This is a genomic window from Gillisia sp. JM1, assembly GCF_000424645.1.
In the GTDB taxonomy this organism is placed as follows: Bacteria; Bacteroidota; Bacteroidia; order Flavobacteriales; family Flavobacteriaceae; genus Gillisia.
In genome coordinates this window covers 657,676-674,121 of record NZ_KE384218.1, presented here as the reverse complement: position 1 = coordinate 674,121, position 16,446 = coordinate 657,676, and the positions used below count along the sequence as shown (strand labels likewise).

The 16,446-nt window shown below is 35.2% G+C and carries 16 protein-coding genes and 1 pseudogene; 11 read left to right on the top strand and 6 right to left on the bottom strand.

What is annotated here, in order from left to right:
- Positions 1-28: 28 nt before the first annotated feature.
- Positions 29-817: a PhzF family phenazine biosynthesis protein gene (locus tag H033_RS0106300; RefSeq protein WP_026837535.1), complete on the top strand. Its 789-nt coding sequence runs from the start codon at positions 29-31 to the stop codon at positions 815-817.
- 55 nt (positions 818-872) lie between these two features.
- Here H033_RS0106300 and H033_RS0106295 read toward each other — a convergent pair whose 3' ends face one another.
- The gene (locus tag H033_RS0106295; RefSeq protein WP_026837534.1) at positions 873-2,972 is read right to left on the bottom strand and encodes an amino acid carrier protein; all 2,100 of its coding nucleotides are present in this window, start codon (positions 2,970-2,972) and stop codon (positions 873-875) included.
- A 1,068-nt stretch (positions 2,973-4,040) separates the two neighbouring features.
- Between H033_RS0106295 and H033_RS0106290 the strand changes: the two genes are divergently transcribed.
- The gene (locus tag H033_RS0106290; RefSeq protein WP_231367563.1) at positions 4,041-4,628 is read left to right on the top strand and encodes a response regulator transcription factor; all 588 of its coding nucleotides are present in this window, start codon (positions 4,041-4,043) and stop codon (positions 4,626-4,628) included.
- Between the two features lie 13 nt (positions 4,629-4,641).
- On the opposite strand, the pseudogene tnpA reads toward H033_RS0106290, so the two are convergent.
- The 3 genes and pseudogenes from tnpA to H033_RS21210 all read right to left on the bottom strand — a co-directional run bounded on the left by tnpA (position 4,642) and on the right by H033_RS21210 (position 7,211).
- A pseudogene (gene tnpA / locus H033_RS19720) lies at positions 4,642-5,074 on the bottom strand (IS200/IS605 family transposase).
- 165 nt (positions 5,075-5,239) lie between these two features.
- Positions 5,240-6,109, bottom strand: a complete 870-nt coding sequence (locus tag H033_RS0106280) for a DUF4403 family protein (RefSeq protein ID WP_231367562.1) — start codon at positions 6,107-6,109, stop codon at positions 5,240-5,242.
- Between the two features lie 829 nt (positions 6,110-6,938).
- Positions 6,939-7,211, bottom strand: coding sequence for a hypothetical protein (locus H033_RS21210; protein WP_231367561.1), 273 nt, complete (start codon positions 7,209-7,211; stop codon positions 6,939-6,941).
- A 328-nt stretch (positions 7,212-7,539) separates the two neighbouring features.
- On the opposite strand from H033_RS21210, the gene H033_RS22030 reads away from it, so the two are divergent.
- From H033_RS22030 to H033_RS0106240, 7 genes are all read left to right on the top strand, one after another.
- Positions 7,540-7,887 carry a Crp/Fnr family transcriptional regulator gene (locus H033_RS22030; protein ID WP_231367560.1) on the top strand — a complete coding sequence of 116 codons (348 nt, stop codon included), beginning with the start codon at positions 7,540-7,542 and terminating at the stop codon, positions 7,885-7,887.
- A 291-nt stretch (positions 7,888-8,178) separates the two neighbouring features.
- Positions 8,179-8,553, top strand: a complete 375-nt coding sequence (locus H033_RS0106265) for a DoxX family membrane protein (RefSeq protein WP_026837530.1) — start codon at positions 8,179-8,181, stop codon at positions 8,551-8,553.
- Positions 8,554-8,675: 122 nt separating this feature from the next.
- Positions 8,676-9,836, top strand: a complete 1,161-nt coding sequence (locus H033_RS0106260) for an MFS transporter (protein WP_026837529.1) — start codon at positions 8,676-8,678, stop codon at positions 9,834-9,836.
- A 1-nt stretch (position 9,837) separates the two neighbouring features.
- Positions 9,838-11,094: an amidohydrolase family protein gene (locus tag H033_RS0106255; RefSeq protein ID WP_026837528.1), complete on the top strand. Its 1,257-nt coding sequence runs from the start codon at positions 9,838-9,840 to the stop codon at positions 11,092-11,094.
- The gene (locus H033_RS0106250) at positions 11,094-11,597 is read left to right on the top strand and encodes a nucleoside deaminase (RefSeq protein ID WP_026837527.1); all 504 of its coding nucleotides are present in this window, start codon (positions 11,094-11,096) and stop codon (positions 11,595-11,597) included. Before H033_RS0106255 ends, H033_RS0106250 begins: the two co-directional genes overlap by 1 nt.
- Before the next feature lie 12 nt (positions 11,598-11,609).
- Entirely contained in the window at positions 11,610-11,975 is a 366-nt protein-coding gene (locus H033_RS0106245; RefSeq protein ID WP_026837526.1) for a hypothetical protein, read from the top strand.
- A gap of 86 nt (positions 11,976-12,061) precedes the next feature.
- Positions 12,062-12,277, top strand: a complete 216-nt coding sequence (locus H033_RS0106240) for a hypothetical protein (RefSeq protein WP_026837525.1) — start codon at positions 12,062-12,064, stop codon at positions 12,275-12,277.
- A 50-nt stretch (positions 12,278-12,327) separates the two neighbouring features.
- On the opposite strand, the gene H033_RS0106235 is transcribed toward H033_RS0106240, so the two are convergent.
- Both H033_RS0106235 and H033_RS0106230 read right to left on the bottom strand, forming a co-directional pair.
- Entirely contained in the window at positions 12,328-12,861 is a 534-nt protein-coding gene (locus tag H033_RS0106235; protein WP_034886151.1) for a DUF488 family protein, read from the bottom strand.
- Between the two features lie 89 nt (positions 12,862-12,950).
- On the bottom strand, positions 12,951-13,295 hold the full coding sequence (locus tag H033_RS0106230) for a cupin domain-containing protein (RefSeq protein ID WP_026837523.1): 345 nt from the start codon (positions 13,293-13,295) through the stop codon (positions 12,951-12,953).
- Positions 13,296-13,703: 408 nt separating this feature from the next.
- Here H033_RS0106230 and H033_RS0106225 point away from each other — a divergent pair, with 408 nt between their 5' ends.
- Both H033_RS0106225 and H033_RS0106220 read left to right on the top strand, forming a co-directional pair.
- Entirely contained in the window at positions 13,704-14,855 is a 1,152-nt protein-coding gene (locus tag H033_RS0106225; protein ID WP_081661816.1) for an ISAs1 family transposase, read from the top strand.
- A gap of 173 nt (positions 14,856-15,028) precedes the next feature.
- Entirely contained in the window at positions 15,029-16,333 is a 1,305-nt protein-coding gene (locus tag H033_RS0106220; protein ID WP_026837521.1) for a chloride channel protein, read from the top strand.
- The last annotated feature ends 113 nt before the right edge of the window (positions 16,334-16,446 follow it).

Below are 16,446 nucleotides of genomic sequence, written 5' to 3'. Positions count from 1 at the left end.
TGAGCCAAGTAATCATTAATTTTAAAGCATGCAACTACATCTATACCAAATAAACGCCTTCACCGATCAACTTTTTAGCGGAAATCCCGCTTGTGTGGTTCCATTATCAGAATGGCTTCCCGACGATTTGCTTTTGAAGATAGCCAGAGAAAATGCCGTGGCCGAGACTGCATTTTTTGTAGACGAAGGTTACAAAATTCACTTAAGGTGGTTTACTCCCGAAATGGAGATGGATCTTTGCGGACATGCTACCCTGGCAGCTGCTCATGCCTTGAAAGAGATTAGAAAATATAGTAGTAAAAACATCATTTTTGAAACCCGAAGCGGAGACCTTAATGTAACTACTGAAGGCTCCAAATATATTTTAGACCTACCATCGAGAAATCCTGTTACCACTTCTCTTCCCGAACTTCTTCAAGAATCTTTAAATATTCAGCCGAAGGAAGTTCTGAAGGCAAGGGATTTTGTGCTGGTATATGAAGACGAACAGGCTATAAAGAACATAGAGATTGACCGTTCTTGGTTCGATCAATTGGAACTAGGAACCGGTGGGGTAATTATTACCGCAAAAGGCACTGATTGTGATTTCGTTTCTAGATTCTTTACACCTAAAGCTTCGGTTTTTGAAGATCCTGTCACCGGATCTGCCCATTGCTCCCTCACCCCTTATTGGAGTGAAGAACTCGGGAAACAGGAACTAAATGCCCGCCAGCTTTCTGAACGTGGCGGCAGCCTTGTATGCCGAAATAAAGGCACCAGAGTCGAAATTGCGGGCGATGCCCGTACCTATTCCATTGGAAAACTATGGACTGAATAACTTCTTCAAGATTTAGAATATCTGCCTAACCCCTAGAATTATATTTTACAATAAATTAATCTTCAGTTTTGATGAATTTTGGATTGATAAATAATTTACCGGCTTTTAATTTCTGCCAGTAAATTTTCATATCGGCATTAATTTCAGGAGCCATAATATACAATCCTATTATATTTGGAAATGACATAGCCAGAATCATCATATCGGCGAAACTTAAAACTGCTCCTAAACTTACCGATGCACCTAACACTACAAAACCTAAATACAAAACTTTATAGACTATTTCCACTTTTCTACTTCTTCCGAAAAGAAAGGTCCAAGAACGCATTCCGTAATATGACCAAGAAACCATGGTGGAAAAGGCAAATAAAAACACAGCAACTGCAAGCACAGAAGGGAACCATGAAACTACACTTCCAAAGGCATCAGCGGTAAGTTCTACTCCACCTATTCCGCTGTTAATTTCGTGCATGCCTGTAAATATCAAAACCAGCGCGGTCATGGTACAAATTAGCATAGTATCTATAAAGGGCTCAACTAAAGAAGTAAAGCCATCGGCAATAGGATGATTAGTTTTGGATGCACTGTGAGCAATTGCTGCTGAGCCTACTCCGGCCTCACTAGAAAATGCGGCGCGTTGCAAACCTAAGATCAGCACTCCAATAAATCCACCTTTTAAAGCTTCGGCAGAAAAAGCACCGTCGAAAATTGCTACAAAAGCGCCACCAAGATATTCGAAATGATATCCAATCACCACTAAACAACCTAAAACGTATAATATTGCCATAACAGGAACTACTTTTTCTGTCACTTTGGCGATACTTTTAATTCCTCCAATAATCACGGCTCCTACCAACACTGCAAAACCAATTCCGAACCAGAATCCCTGACCTTGCAAAACGGGGATTTGCTCTGATACTATTTTAAAAGCCTGATTTGACTGCAACATATTACCACCACCAAATGAAGCACCAACGCCAAGAACTGCAAAAAGTATAGCTAAGAATTTCCCCAAACGCTTAAGGTTTCGCTTTTCTAGACCATAGCGTAAATAATTCATGGGTCCCCCAAATATTCGGCCTTCGTCATCAATAAAGCGATATTTTACTCCTAATGTACATTCGGCAAACTTTAAAGACATTCCGAAAAACCCGGCGAGAAACATCCAAAAAGTTGCTCCTGCACCTCCCAGAGAAATTGCCACGGCTACACCCGCAATATTTCCCAATCCCACTGTGGCTGATACTGCGGTGGCCATAGCTTGGAAATGCGTTATCGTGCCGGGAGCATCGGGATCATTATACTTTCCTCTTGCTAAATCTATAGAATGTTTAAATCCGCGAATGTTTATAAACTTTAGGCGAATGGTAAAGAAAATACTTCCCAAAATAAGCCAGATAACAATGAAAGGAATGTTATTGGTTTTTATATCTCCATTTGGATACAAAAGAGGTTGGGGATTTTGAAATTGAATTACCCCCAAGAGAGGAGCTTTGAAAGAACCGGTTTCAGGCATTCTGGAAACTACAGATCCTTCTTTGGAAACCTGTTCTAAAATTCCTTCGGCAGGAGCATGAATGGATAATTCAATGTTATTATTGCTTTCCAACAATGCAATTGTATCACCTTTATTTACCTGGCTTCCTTCCGCAGCCACCCATTTTTTTACTTGATATTCCTCACTAGTAGACACTTCGATTCTTGGAAGGGGAATGTTTTTATGAGAAACGTAAACTACTGGATCATATATTCCGAGGGTAGCAAAAGCATCCCAAAATAGAACGGCTCCTAGCACATCTACCGCCGGTTGTACTTTGCTGTTAAAAATTTCGGGTATTGATTTTGCAGGGATAGTGAATTTCTTGGAAACCGTATTTCCACTGGCATCACTTATAATTACAGAATGCTCCAATCCCTCGATCAAACCAACAGATTCTGCCGCAATTAAAGGAGTGTTTACATTACTCCATTTGTATTGATAGGGAGCTAGACCTCCTTCTATTGACACCCGTGCAACACCATTATTAATTTCGGAAGAAGGATTTAATAATTCTAAGTAAACTTCCATTTCACCGCTAAGTTCAACTTGAGCTATAGAATTAGTGAAGGGAATGAGCAACAGCGCTAAAAGGGTAAAAAGTCTAGATTTTATCATCTAATAATTTAAGAATTCGTGATTCATTTATGGATAATCACAATATTAGTAATAAGCAGAAGTACTCCCAAGAAAATCAGGCTATTTTTTTGAAATTGAGTAAGACCGAGAATTAATAAATGAAGTTTAACCGACTCTTCTTTTGATATCTTATAGGACCCGAGTTAAAAATACAAGCCTTTTTAAATGATAGCCGTCCTGCTTACTTATAATTATATTTGAAAGAAAAGTATAATCCTTCACTTCTGTATTTTGAAACTCAAATTCATAATATTCAATAAAAGAATTCAAAAGATATTAAACAATACTACCCAAAGGAGATAAGTAAATTCTGTATTGTAAAAAATTAAAAAACTTTCAGGAAACTGAAAGGGTTTTCCTAGTAACGGAAGCCTTCTATAAAAATTAAATAAGTTTCCATGGAATATGTTAGACCAGCGATCTATAATTTTTGTTATAATTAAAACATTGTCGTCCGACAAAAGATATAAGATCGCTGCGCTGCTAGATTCAAGACGTAAGACTTTATTCCAACTAATTGAAAATCAACATCTTAATCTATGTAAATTTTTCAAAAATGAAAAAATAATTTCGTGTTCCAAAAGCAAGCTCCTAAACATTGAAAACAGTTTTAATCCACGTTACTTCTAGCCTCACCGAAATCATGAATTTTTTTTACCGGACAATACTATAATTAAAAGTAACAGATTTGAAGAGGAAATGTAAACACTTCTTTAGAGATCTAATATCCAGGTAGCTATTTCCTGAACTAAATAAAAGTCATTCCAATTTATCTCTATTCCTTCCGAATTTTTGATAAGCTTACTAATACTCCGTTATTATAATTTCTAATATTTTAGTATATTTTCTATAGTTTAGCCATAAAGGTTAAAATTTAAACAATGAAAGTTTACGAAAGTGACCTGCTCACTATAGATTTTGAGAAAGACACCAATAGTTTTGTGCAATTCTGGAAAAAATCTCCGAAAACTTATTGCTGTCTAAAAAAAAGAATTTCTCATTTTTACTGACTTCTATAAGAAATATAAGCCAACAAATGCATTATGGGTGCAGCAAAACTTTTGTCTTCCTCTTAATGTGGATATAAATAATTGGATAGAAGAGCATGTAAACATTCCCTGCGTGGAAAATGGAAATAGAAAAGTCGCCTTTGTGGTAGGGAAAGACGTGTTGGTGCATTTAAGCCTTATGAATCTTTTTAAGGAAGGAAAATCCATTATTTCTCCTTTGCATTTTGCCACTGAAAAGGAGGCCAGAACTTGGATAACTGAGACCAAACCAAATCCCATAAATAACAACAAGATTACCATACTTTTTGAAGGAGTAGATGAAGAAGGGAATTCTATCATAAAAACAAAAAGACCATCCAGTGATATTTCTAATACCATAAAATCTTTTGGTGCTCTTATTGAAGAAAACAGTTTTATTAAAACAAATATCTCCAAGTTCACTCAACTCACTAAACGGGAAAAAGAAATCCTTCTCATTTTTTCTAAAGGAATGAGACATCAGAAAGTTGCAGACGAATTATTTATTTCTGTTCAAACCCTTCGCAAGCATTGGAAAAACATAAAAAACAAACTCGAAATGAACCACTATGGACTTGAAGTCCATAGTTTCGGGCTGGTGACTTGAAGTCACCCAATGGTCATTTCTCCAATATAAAGTCTGTGTTTTCACCATCACCTGGCTTTCTATGATGTTCCAAATATTCATTCACCATTTCATCGGTTATATTTCCTGTACTCCAGCAACCATAACCTATTGCCCAAAAATGACGACCCCAATACTTTGATTTTAGTGAAGGGAACTCCTGTTGAAGTTTTCGTGAACTCCTGCCCTTAAGTTTCTTTACCAGATAGCTTATACTCATCGATGGACGATATTCAATGTGGACGTGGTCTTTGGATATAACTCCTTTCAAAAATTATGAGATCTTCAGTTTCACATATCTGTATCAGAAGGGTTCGGCAACGAATTTGTTTATCACCAATCAGAACAGGATAACGATACTTTGTACTCCAAATTATATGAGCAGATAACCTTGAAACTGTATGTCCATTACTTCTTTGGTCTGGCATAACACGAAGGCAGGTCTTTTTAGAAGCTAAAGCGAAATGCACTAAAGTGCATAGTTTTAACTATTTTTGAGACCAATAAAATCTTTGGTAGACGTAATAATGTACGTGAAGGCTTTTGAAATGGAATAAGGCTGGTAAGATCAAATTGCTTTGCTAAATCTACAGCTAGAGTTTTTCCAGTTCTAGCAGTCCAGTACCACTAACCGATACCGATATCCAGAGTTCTTTTTCCCCAGCCGTGATGTTGGAAATCTCTACTTTATCTAATGAACCGATTAATAGGACGCCGTCTTTTGCCTCTAGCTTATTTTCCAATTTTACGTTAATAGCATCAACTTTTTCCTCTATATGAGGCATCAAATCGAAATTCATTTTCTTTTTGAGCCTTTTATACATCCATTTATTCACAATAGTTTCCAGCAACCTGTCGGTAAACCAATTCTTGGTTTTTCCATCTACTTCATAATCTTTCAGAGAAATATGCTGAAGCTCTTTATCAAATTCCAGAGCCGCATGAAAAAATATCTTAACCTCCCTGTTCTTGAAAAGATTTGTTAGTGTTTTTAAAGTTAGATTCAACAGAATATCAAATCCTTCCAAATAACTTTTTTCTATAGAAATATTTAATACCTGAGCATAATTAGATTTCTCACCATTCTTGTTTTCCTTGAATAGGATCTCCCCAACCAGCTTTTCCCCTAGATATTTATCCAAGACCTGATATCCCACTATAACCGGAATTGTGATATTTATATTTTTATCTATAACTTTATCATTATCAAACATATACCTCATTTTTTTGATGCAAATTCTTACTCTGTATTTCCATGATTCTTGACTTATTCGTTCAAACAACCAAACACTAAAGGTGAGTGCTATCACAAAAAACATAAAGGATGGTAAATACCAAATCCTATAAAACAACCTGTTGTTCTGCCTTACCAGATGTTGACTGCTGTGGTCAGATTTTTTATCTTGATTTTTTCTCCACTTCTGAAGTATCACAGCTACTCCAAATAAAACTACACCTATCACCACTTAGCCTTCGACACGGATCATATCTGTAATAGCGGCAGATTAAAAAGAGCCAAATAATAATAATAATAATAATAATAGAAACTGAAGCTCCAAGAAAAACAAGAGTAGAAGTTTTTAAGCTTCACAGCATTTCCTTGAATTTACGATATAAACTCAAAACTATCAAACCAAATTCAGCGACAAAACTTTTTATTTGAAATTCTGGGCTATCTATTTCTAGACTGAATTATTAGCTTTATAAAGCTAATAAAATCATTTGAGAACAAAAGAATTTGGAACTTATAAACTGCTTAATAAATGAGATATAAGAAGTATACAAAAAATAAAAACCTTTCAGAGAACTGAAAGGTTTTAGTATTAATCCGGTAATATTAATTGGATACGACTTAAGTATTCCTACCCTACATCGAAAAAACATAATTTATATCCATTACCGAATAAACGGAGGACTAAATTAAGTCGGGAAATGGAACTCTGAAATACCCAAAAAGGGGTATATTTCACATATTTTTAACTTTTTCATTATAACCATTTGATGTGTCGTTTTTATTCTATCCATTTAATTAATGCAGAGAAACTTAATAATCTCCTGACCAATAAACTAAATCAGCCTAAAAGGAAATAATGCCATATCCAGTCATCTAATAATTGAGACAGCAGTAGCCTCGACCTTAACAAATATCAAAAAGTTAAATATAATTAATGTGACAAATAATCCAAATCGATTAACAGAAATCTCAAGCGTGCATTAAAAAAGACTACAATTCACTTAGGGTTTAATAAATACATAAGCATCACATTGCAAGACAGTAAAACTAATACTGATTCATTTTTTAGACTTGTCCCACCAAACATAAATCCCAAAAGCTAACAAACTTGCTATAGAACCCCAGAGTAGTCCAGTTTTCAAAGTTTCAGTACTTCCCCCAAGAATGGATATGAATACAGTTAATGGAAAAATGCCAATTAGTGTTGCGCCAATAAACTTCCAATAGCCCATTCTTAAAATTCCACCTACGAAACTTATAGCATCATTGGACAAAAAAGAATTTAGATATGAGTTTGGTGTTAAACGATGGATGAATACAACTAAGAACAATTATTTAAAGGCCGAAACCGAAAGCTTATTTGAACTTGCTTAAACGTCAAAGCCCGAAATAGAACAAAGATTTACTATTGGATATGGGTGGCAACTACTAACTGATTTTGAAATTGAAATAGGATCTCAATATCGCCTTGCATATTATACCCAAGAAATAGGTCACGAATTATTTTTTGTTGTAGATATAGAAATAGATTTATAGGAATATCTTAAAACATCTCCTCGTTGGTTAATTTCAACTTTTTCTCTTTTTTAATAAAAATTAAGGACCACTACTGCCAAAATTTTAGTTTCTTTAATTTTCATTAAAATAGTCCAAGCTACTGTGTTAGAAGAATTTGAGAAACATCTACAGAAGAACACCAATCTGGATGCAAATGCAATAAAGCAGATCGGGAAACATTTTATCCTTAAAACAACCAGTCGAAATGAAATATTGGTAGATTATTCTTCTGTGTGTGAAGATTTTTACTTCATAAATAAGGGAATTCTGCGCATCTTCAATATTAATTCTGAAGGTATGGAAACTTCCCGTTTTTTTGCTTTCGAGAATATGTTTTGCACGGTATTGCCAAGTTTTATTGATCAAAAACCTGCATGTGTATATTTACAGAGCATCGAAAAATCTATACTTCTAGTTTGTAGACGCGAAGATTTTTATAACCTAATATAGCTCTATCCGGGATTGGATAGATTATACCGGGAAATTCTTGAACTTGGGTTTATTACGTCTCAAAAACGAATCTATGGTTTTCAGGGATTTAACGCTTTGGAAAAAATACAATGGACCATAAAAAACCAACCAAGAATCTTACAACGAGTTTCTAATAAAATGGCAGCCTCCTATCTTGGCATCTCCCCCTCTACACTTAGTCGGGTGAAATCCAGGTTGTAAAAACCTTGACATAGATCAATCCCCAGAAGTTTTGTAACTGCTATCTTTATATATATTAATTAAAACATTATGAATTCAAAAGTCTTTTTAGGTATCAGAATCTTCTTCGGAATTTTTCTATTGTTCTTCGGTTTAGATCACTTCTTTAACTATATGCCCTTCCCGGAAATGGCTCCAGAAGCCAATGAGTATTTTGGTAATTTACTTTCTACAGGTGCGATGCAGCTTGTTGGGGTTGTGGAGATACTTGCAGGATTTGCATTTATTTTCAATAAATTTGGAGGATTAATGGCACTAATTTTAATGAGTGTTTCTATTAACGCCGTGCTATTTCACGTGAGCCTGGATCCAGAAAAAATATGGGGTGCACTTGTACTATTGGCTTTAAATATCACAATGGTTTACTTCTATAGAAATCAGTATAAAGATCTTTTAAAAGGATAAAGCAAATTTTCGACAATTCGGATAAGCAATTTCTTCTTGGAATTGCTTATCCGAATTATCTAATTTTAAATTTCAACTGGTATCTCTAAGTCCAAAATAATTTTTATTAAAAAAGAAATGTCTTGAAACAGCTTTCAAACTCTGTTTTATACTTATTAAGTATTTCTGCAGGACTTATTGTAGCAAACCTGTATTATAATCAGCCACTACTAAATCAAATCGCGCTTACTTTTAATGTAACAGAATCTGCAGTAAGTAATGTGGCTCTTTCTACTCAATTGGGTTACACCTTTGGGTTGCTCATTATAATTCCGTTAGGCGATAAAATAACCAACAAAAAAATATTGAGGGTAGATTTTATAGTCATGATACTTTCGTTGATTGCTGCAGCAATTTCAAATTCTTTGATTTTACTAATAATCAGCAGTTTTTTTATAGGTTTTACTTCAGCTATTCCACAGCTATTTGTACCCATGGCTGCACAACTTTCCGATGATAAAGGTCGTGGCCGCGCTATTGGAATTGTAATGAGTGGATTATTAATAGGAATTTTGGGAAGCAGGGTTATAAGCGGTTTTGTAGGCGAAGAATTTGGTTGGCGTGCAATGTATTATGGTGCAGCAGCAATGATGTTTGCGCTCTTTTTACTATTGAAAATCAAACTACCCAAAATAAGTCCAAATTATAATGGCAACTATTTAGATTTAATGAAATCACTTTGGTTTTATTTCAAAACCGAAAGTTCATTGAGGCTTGCTGCTCTTAGAGGAGCTCTTGCTTTTGCAGGATTAAGCGCATTTTGGACTACCCTTGTGTTTTTAATGGAAGATTCCTTTGGTTATGGAAGCTCTGTAACTGGAGCTTTTGGCCTGTTGGGAATCGTAGGTGCCTTGGCAGCAACAGTAGTGGGAAAAATTAATGACAGAGTAAGTAAAAACAAGATCATTTTATTTTCTATTCTTTTGTTAATTTTATCTTGGGGAATCTTTTTAGTTTCTGCAAACTCTTTAATAGGTTTGGTGATTGGAGTCATTCTCGTAGATCTGGGACTACAAGCTTTGCATATAACAAATCAGAATATAATATTTTCTAAATTCCCCGAAGCTCGAAATAGGGTAAACACTATTTACATGGTAGGCTTTTTCATTGGAGGTGCAATAGGTACAAGTTTTGGAGCCATAGCCTGGCAACATTTTGGATGGACAGGAGTTTCAGTTTTAGGAATTTTATTATCTTTTATTATTGGAATAGTTCATTTAAGTTATAATAAAAAAATAATTTAAGATGAGTAAAAAAATTGATTTAATAATTACGAATGCGGTTATTAACGATACTGAAGAACTCGTAAATTTTTATGTTGTTAGTGGGAAGATTGATACAATTAAAATAGCTACTGAAACCAACTTAAATAATTCAGAATTAGAAGAAGCAAATCAAATTTATGATGCCGGTGGTAACTTCTTATGTTCCGGTTTTTATGAAAGTCATATTCATTTAGATAAAGCTTGTATACTAGATAGATGTAAAATAGAGGAAGGTACTCTGGAGGAAGCGGTGGAAGAGACTGGAAAAGCCAAAAAAGAATTTACAGAAGAAGACGTTTTTACCCGCGCAAGTCGCGTGGTTGAAATGGCCATTAAAAAAGGAACAATGGGATTGCGAACTTTTGTAGAAACAGATCCAAAAACAGAATTACGCTCTTTTGAAGCCATAAAAAAAGTTCGTGAACACTATGCATTTGCTATCGATATAGAAATTTGTGCTTTTGCTCAGGAAGGTCTTACTCAAGAGATGGAAACGCATGATTTGTTGAAAAAAGCTTTACAAAATGGAGCCGATCTGGTTGGTGGTTGTCCTTACAAAGATGAAGATCCAGGCAAACACATAGAAATGATTTTTGACCTAGCAGAGGAGTTTGATGTAAATGTCGATTTTCATCTGGATTTTGACCTGGATCCAGATAATTCAAGTATTCCAAAAATTGCTGAAGAAACCGAAAAACGAGCTTATCAAGGCAGAGCTTCTATAGGACATGTTACTAAACTTTCAGCAATGCCAAAAGAACAGCGAGAGAAGATGGCTATGCTTTTAAGTAATGCTAATATTGCCTTAACTGTTTTGCCAGCAACAGATATATTTTTAAACGGGAGAGATCATGATGTTTTGATTCCTCGAGGTATGGTTAATGCCAATCAATTAGCTGAGAATGGAATTACAACAACGATATCCAGTAATAATATCTTAAATGCATTCACTCCTTATGGGGATGCATCTCTACTTCGAATGGCAAATATGTATGCCAACATTGCTCAGCTCTCTAAAGATAAGGAGATTGCAGAAGTTTATAAAATGATAACCACAAATGCCGCAAGATTATTATCAATGCAATCCGATATAAATGAAGGTGCTCCAGCAAATTTTGTGATTTTAGAAACTAAAAATGCAATTGATGCGATAAGAACAATTGCTCAGCCTTTGGCAGGTTTCAAAAATGGAAAGCAAACATTTTCCAATGAAAAGGCCGAAATATATTTTAAATAATGAAGACTTCAACTGAATTAAACGATACAGACTTAAAACATTTAAAGCATTGCCTTGTTCTAGCTGAAGAAGCTCTTAAGGCCGGTGACGAGCCCTTTGGTTCCATCCTGGTAAACCAAAAGAATGAGGTAATCGCCACAGCTCGAAATCGGGTGAATGAAATTAATGTGTTGGCACATCCGGAAATTGAACTGGCAAATTGGGCGGCAGAAAACCTTTCAGCAGAAGAAAGAAAGAACACTAAGATGTTCACAAGTGGCGAGCATTGCCCCATGTGTGCCGCCGCACATGGCTGGGTGGGATTGGGAGAAATCGTTTATCTCAGTTCGGCTGAGCAGCTGGGGAAATGGTTAGAAGAAATAAACGCCAAACCTGCGCCCATTAATTTTATTCCCATTGAAAAAATTATCAAAAATAGCGCAATAAAAGGTCCTGCAGACGGAGAGCTCCTTCAAATAATAAAAGACTTACAATTAAAATATCACAAGAATAATTTAGAATAAGATATTAGTCTCGTGCTCAAATTAGAACATCAAAAAGCAGCTATGGAAGATCTTTTTTTAACTTATAAAACGCATATCATTTACGCGATTATCGTGATTACGATTGTTGCTCTTTTACTTATAGGAACTAGCCTCTTTTATAAATGGCTAGTAAAACATGACCATAAAAAATTTCCTCGAGTAAAACCAACTACCCTAAACCTTGTTAAGAGAATATTCAATGCGCTTTGGCTTATTTTGGACCTTATTGCACTAAGTTTTGTTTTTGTTGAAAGAGACAAAGATGCTTTTAATTTAAAGAACCTAGAATTAGTTCTTTATAAGTGTAGTGATTATAGCCACTCTTGTTGTTGCAGCAACTACAAATATGTGGTTTAATAAAAATAATAGGTTTTTTTATCATTTTTATTTTGTGTTGGTTAGTACCTGCGCCTATTTTTTATTAAATTTCATAAAAAAAAGATATGGAAATATTAGAAGAAGCCAAAGCTTTTGAAAATGCCAAGATGAGTAATATGTCCACTAGTGATCGGGTTTCTGCCTCACGGGAGGTAAAACGACTTATTTTAGGGATCAATGAAATTTATAAAGAAACAAAAGACTCAAAATTGATGGACTTGATGAAACGGTTGACTGCCAAAAAGAAAAAGATTGAAGTTCGGTTAAAGGGACGACAATAGCCAGTTATCCCTTTATGAGAGTTTAAAAATAAAATCTATTTTCAATTCCATTAAAGCTGCTCATAGCTAAGTTTCCCATTGACAATTTTTGCGGGTTGGGTATATGGGTGCTCATTTGCTTTACTAATTCCCATAATGTGCATTACCTTCCATTCATCTGCTTTCATTGCATCAGAAACCATAGAACGATGACAACGCCACCACACCGCTTCTGAGCACATAATTGCTGTTCTTTTTTTTAATGCCATTTTTTTAAGGCTTTCCAGGCCTTCTTTAAATTCCGGCGTTTCCATATAATCCGCATAGCCCATAAACGAAACATTACGCCATGTCGTATTCTTTGAATCGGGATTTGCTTTCCTTCTTCCGCCTAATTCTTCTAAATGGATGTATTGAATGTTATGTTCTGCTAATAATTTTTCTATGTTTTCTTTATTGAACTGCGGAAATTTTCGTGAACCTGGAAATCTTCGTATATCTACCAAATGCAGTATATTGTATGATTCCAACATGGCTACAAACTCGTCAAGGCTACGTGTGGAATGTCCAATGGTCCAAAGTTTCTTGTTTTCTTTTTGTGTCATAAACTTGATTTTAAAATGCCGCAGCACTTTTTTATTCATCTGGTTATGAATTTAATGGTCTTTATTTTTGTTGATGGTTTTGCTTTTCATTAAGAATTTTTTGCGACATCTTCTACACGTTTGGCACTATCAGATTTATTTAAACTTATCCGAACGATACTGTCCGTTATTGCTGATAGATCATGAGGAACGTTACCTTCCAGCGCGACTAAATCTCCTTTATTTAGAGTATGAGCTTTTCCGTTAACCCCAAAATTAATACTGCCTTCAAAAATTTCAACCACGATAGGAAAAGGGGTTTTGTGCTCTTTCATTACTTGGTCTTTCTTAAAAGCAATCCGTATTTCCTTTCCTGTTTCCGTTTCTAGCAACACCTGGATGGCGGGTCGCTTTTCATTATATTCTATGTTGCTTGTTAATGATGCTGTTTTCATAAGATTTGGATTTTATTATAATTCTTAAATGTTTTTTGGAGTAAATCTACTACAACGAAAAAGATCTTACTAGAACTTTAGGCAGCCAGTGATTCAATTCTTTTTTCAATTCCACTGTCTTTGGAAAATTAAATCTCACCTGTATTGGACAAAATAATTAAGGGAATCAGTTTTCGAAAAATACACTATCATAAGACTCTAATTTAATTCCATTTTTTAATGAAACTTTTTTCTGAAATTTTGTGTTTCTCTAAACTTTCAGCCTTTTTCAGAACTATTATTCATACTTAGAATAGCTACATAGTTTGACAGGGCAAACGCATTAAAAAAAGTTTAAGTTAATTGGGTAAAAAAGAGTGCCAATCACTTAAAAAACCAGCAGAATATTTGCTGTTTTCAGTTTAAAATATTGTATATTATACTGATAATCAATATTTTACACATTTAAAAACCGCCCAAAAACTAAAGACCATATTTGGTCAAATACCCGACTTTAGACGTTCCCACAAGCAACTTTATGATTTGGAAAGCATCCTTCTCATCGGGATCATTTCAGTAATCTGTGGGGCAGATTCATGGAACGAAATGGAAAACTATGCCAACTCAAAAGAAGAATTCCTTAGCAGCTTCCTTGATCTGCCCAATGGCATCCCTTCGCACGACACATTTAATCGCGTTTTTTCCAATATTGACAGTGATCAATTTGAAAAGTGCTTTATACAATGGGTCAGTGATCTTGCACAACTCCAGCCCAGGGAAATCATTGCCATAGATGGCAAAACAATCAGGGGTGCCAAAGCTGGCGGTAAAAAATCCCCGGTGCACATGGTCAGTGCTTGGGCAAACGACAATAATTTGGTCTTGGGACAAGTCAAGGTTTCTGAGAAGTCAAATGAGATTACTGCCATTCCAGAATTATTAAAGGCCTTGTCCATAGAAAACACCATTGTAACCATTGATGCCATGGGATGTCAGACAGAAATAGCCAAGGCCATCGTCAATAAAAATGCAGACTATATCTTGGCCGTAAAAGACAATCAACCTCAGTTGCTGGAGCATATTGAAGATGAATTTAGATTTGGGAAAACCATGGAATCAAACCTTGTCCAAGAACTGGACCATGGCAGGATAGAAACCAGGACATGCAGTGTGATCGACAACTTTCAGTTTATTGAAAAGACCAATAACTGGGAAAACCTGACAAGTGTTATAAAAATAGAAAGCAAACGTGAGTTTAAAAACTCAGAAAAGCCTGCACAACATGCAATAAGATATTATATTTCAAGTATAAAGGCCAGCTCCCAAGATTTCCAAAAGGCCATTCGTTCCCATTGGTCCATAGAAAACAAGTTGCACTGGACTTTAGATGTTGCTTTTTCAGAAGATGCTTCTAGAAAAAGAACAGGCAACTCCACTCAAAATTTCTCGATACTCAATAAAATCGCATTGAATTTGTTGAAAAATGAAAAATCATCCAAAATAGGCGTTAAAAGCAGAAGGCTCAAAGCGGGATGGGACAACCACTATCTGATAGAAGTGCTGAATCTAATGAAAGTTTAATGCGTTTGCCCTGCATAGTTTGAGATTAAACAATTTGCTATTGATCAAAAATCGCTATTTTTGGACACTTCTAAGTGTAAGTATTAAGTCTATAAAATGTGATGATGTTTTTTAATTATGTTATCTAAACTGTTTTTGAATAAAAGACTTATACTAAAATTGATACCAAAAAAGTGAAACTGAAACGAAGGCGAAAATTAATAACATATCTAAATATTTTAGATCAACCAATTAGATTTAATCCGTTCGTATTTAGTCGGACTTTTCTATTATGGGCTCTTCTAGGACTGATTGGTGGTCTTATTGCTGGGGTGTATTGGATTATTCTTGAGTATTTGACGCATAGAATCGCTGTTTTTGAAGGTTGGGAGGTTATACCCGTTATGTCTATTTGTGGGCTTTTAGCTGGGTTAATAATTCATTTTATTGGTGACCCAGGAGAAATTCACTTGATTGTAGATAATATTAAATTCAATAAAGGAAAACTTGACCCCAAGAATAATCCCTCCATGATTTTGTCATCCTTATTATGTGTCGCTTCCGGAGGTAGCCTTGGTCCTGAAGCACCTTTGGTGCAAGTAACAGGCTCGACAGGTACCTGGCTAGGTAAAGTATTTAGACTTAAAGACGAAGAATTGAGGTCTTTAAGTATTGCTGGGATGGCTTCTGGATTTACGGCTTTATTTGGTGCTCCTTTAGGAGGAAGTTTATTTTCATTAGAAATTCTGCATCATAAACATGCGCTAGAATATTACAAAGCAATCATTCCTGCCTTAGTTGCAAGTAGCTTTAGCTATGTGATTTTTGCTTTAATCGTACATCTTGGACTCGGTGCCACTTGGGCTCTTCCAACTTATGAATATTCTGGAGTTTTTGATTTTGGGATAGCAATTCTTTTTGCAATTGCCGCTACAGCTATTGGATGGGGATTTATTTATTGTGTGAAGTTTTTTAAATTTCTATTTGAAAGACGCCCTATACCAATATATATAAAAACTCTCATTGGTGGAATCTTACTTGGAATTATATCTTATTATCTCCCGATCACCAGATATTTTGGTCATCATGAAATAAATGAACTTTTAGCTGATGAACTTAATATAAACCTTCTACTTCTAATTTTGTTTTTTAAAATAGTTGCAATCTCAATTACGGTGACTTCAGGTTGGAGAGGTGGTTTTATTATTCCATTATTTTTTGTAGGTGCTAGCCTTGGGTTAATTATTCATCAAATATTTCCCCAGACAAATTTATCCTTGGCAGTGATTACTTGCATGGCAGCAATAAATGTCTGTGTAACCCGTACTCCTATGAGCACTACGATCTTGCTCGCTACTCTTACAGGGTTCACCTATTTCATACCAATATTATTTGCAAGTTTAACAGGATATTTTTTAGCACCCAGAATACCATTTATAGGTTCACAAATGGGAAATGGAGAAAAAATACGGCACACAACATCGATTAAGCGCAAATAGCGGGTGTTTAAGTAACAAGTTATATTTCAGATACCAAGAAACAGACAACAAAGCCGACAAGAACGTGTCCTTTCTCCACGCTACTTGCCTTAATCAAGACCATTAGTTATAAT

Bases quoted from the DNA above. Each gene is read 5' to 3' on its own strand.
- H033_RS0106300 (WP_026837535.1), top strand. From the start codon at position 29: ATGCAACTACATCTATACCAAATAAACGCCTTCACCGATCAACTTTTT.
- H033_RS0106295 (WP_026837534.1), bottom strand. From the start codon at position 2,972: ATGATAAAATCTAGACTTTTTACCCTTTTAGCGCTGTTGCTCATTCCC.
- H033_RS0106265 (WP_026837530.1), top strand. From the start codon at position 8,179: ATGAATTCAAAAGTCTTTTTAGGTATCAGAATCTTCTTCGGAATTTTT.
- H033_RS0106255 (WP_026837528.1), top strand. From the start codon at position 9,838: ATGAGTAAAAAAATTGATTTAATAATTACGAATGCGGTTATTAACGAT.
- H033_RS0106250 (WP_026837527.1), top strand. From the start codon at position 11,094: ATGAAGACTTCAACTGAATTAAACGATACAGACTTAAAACATTTAAAG.
- H033_RS0106240 (WP_026837525.1), top strand. From the start codon at position 12,062: ATGGAAATATTAGAAGAAGCCAAAGCTTTTGAAAATGCCAAGATGAGT.
- H033_RS0106235 (WP_034886151.1), bottom strand. From the start codon at position 12,861: ATGACACAAAAAGAAAACAAGAAACTTTGGACCATTGGACATTCCACA.
- H033_RS0106230 (WP_026837523.1), bottom strand. From the start codon at position 13,295: ATGAAAACAGCATCATTAACAAGCAACATAGAATATAATGAAAAGCGA.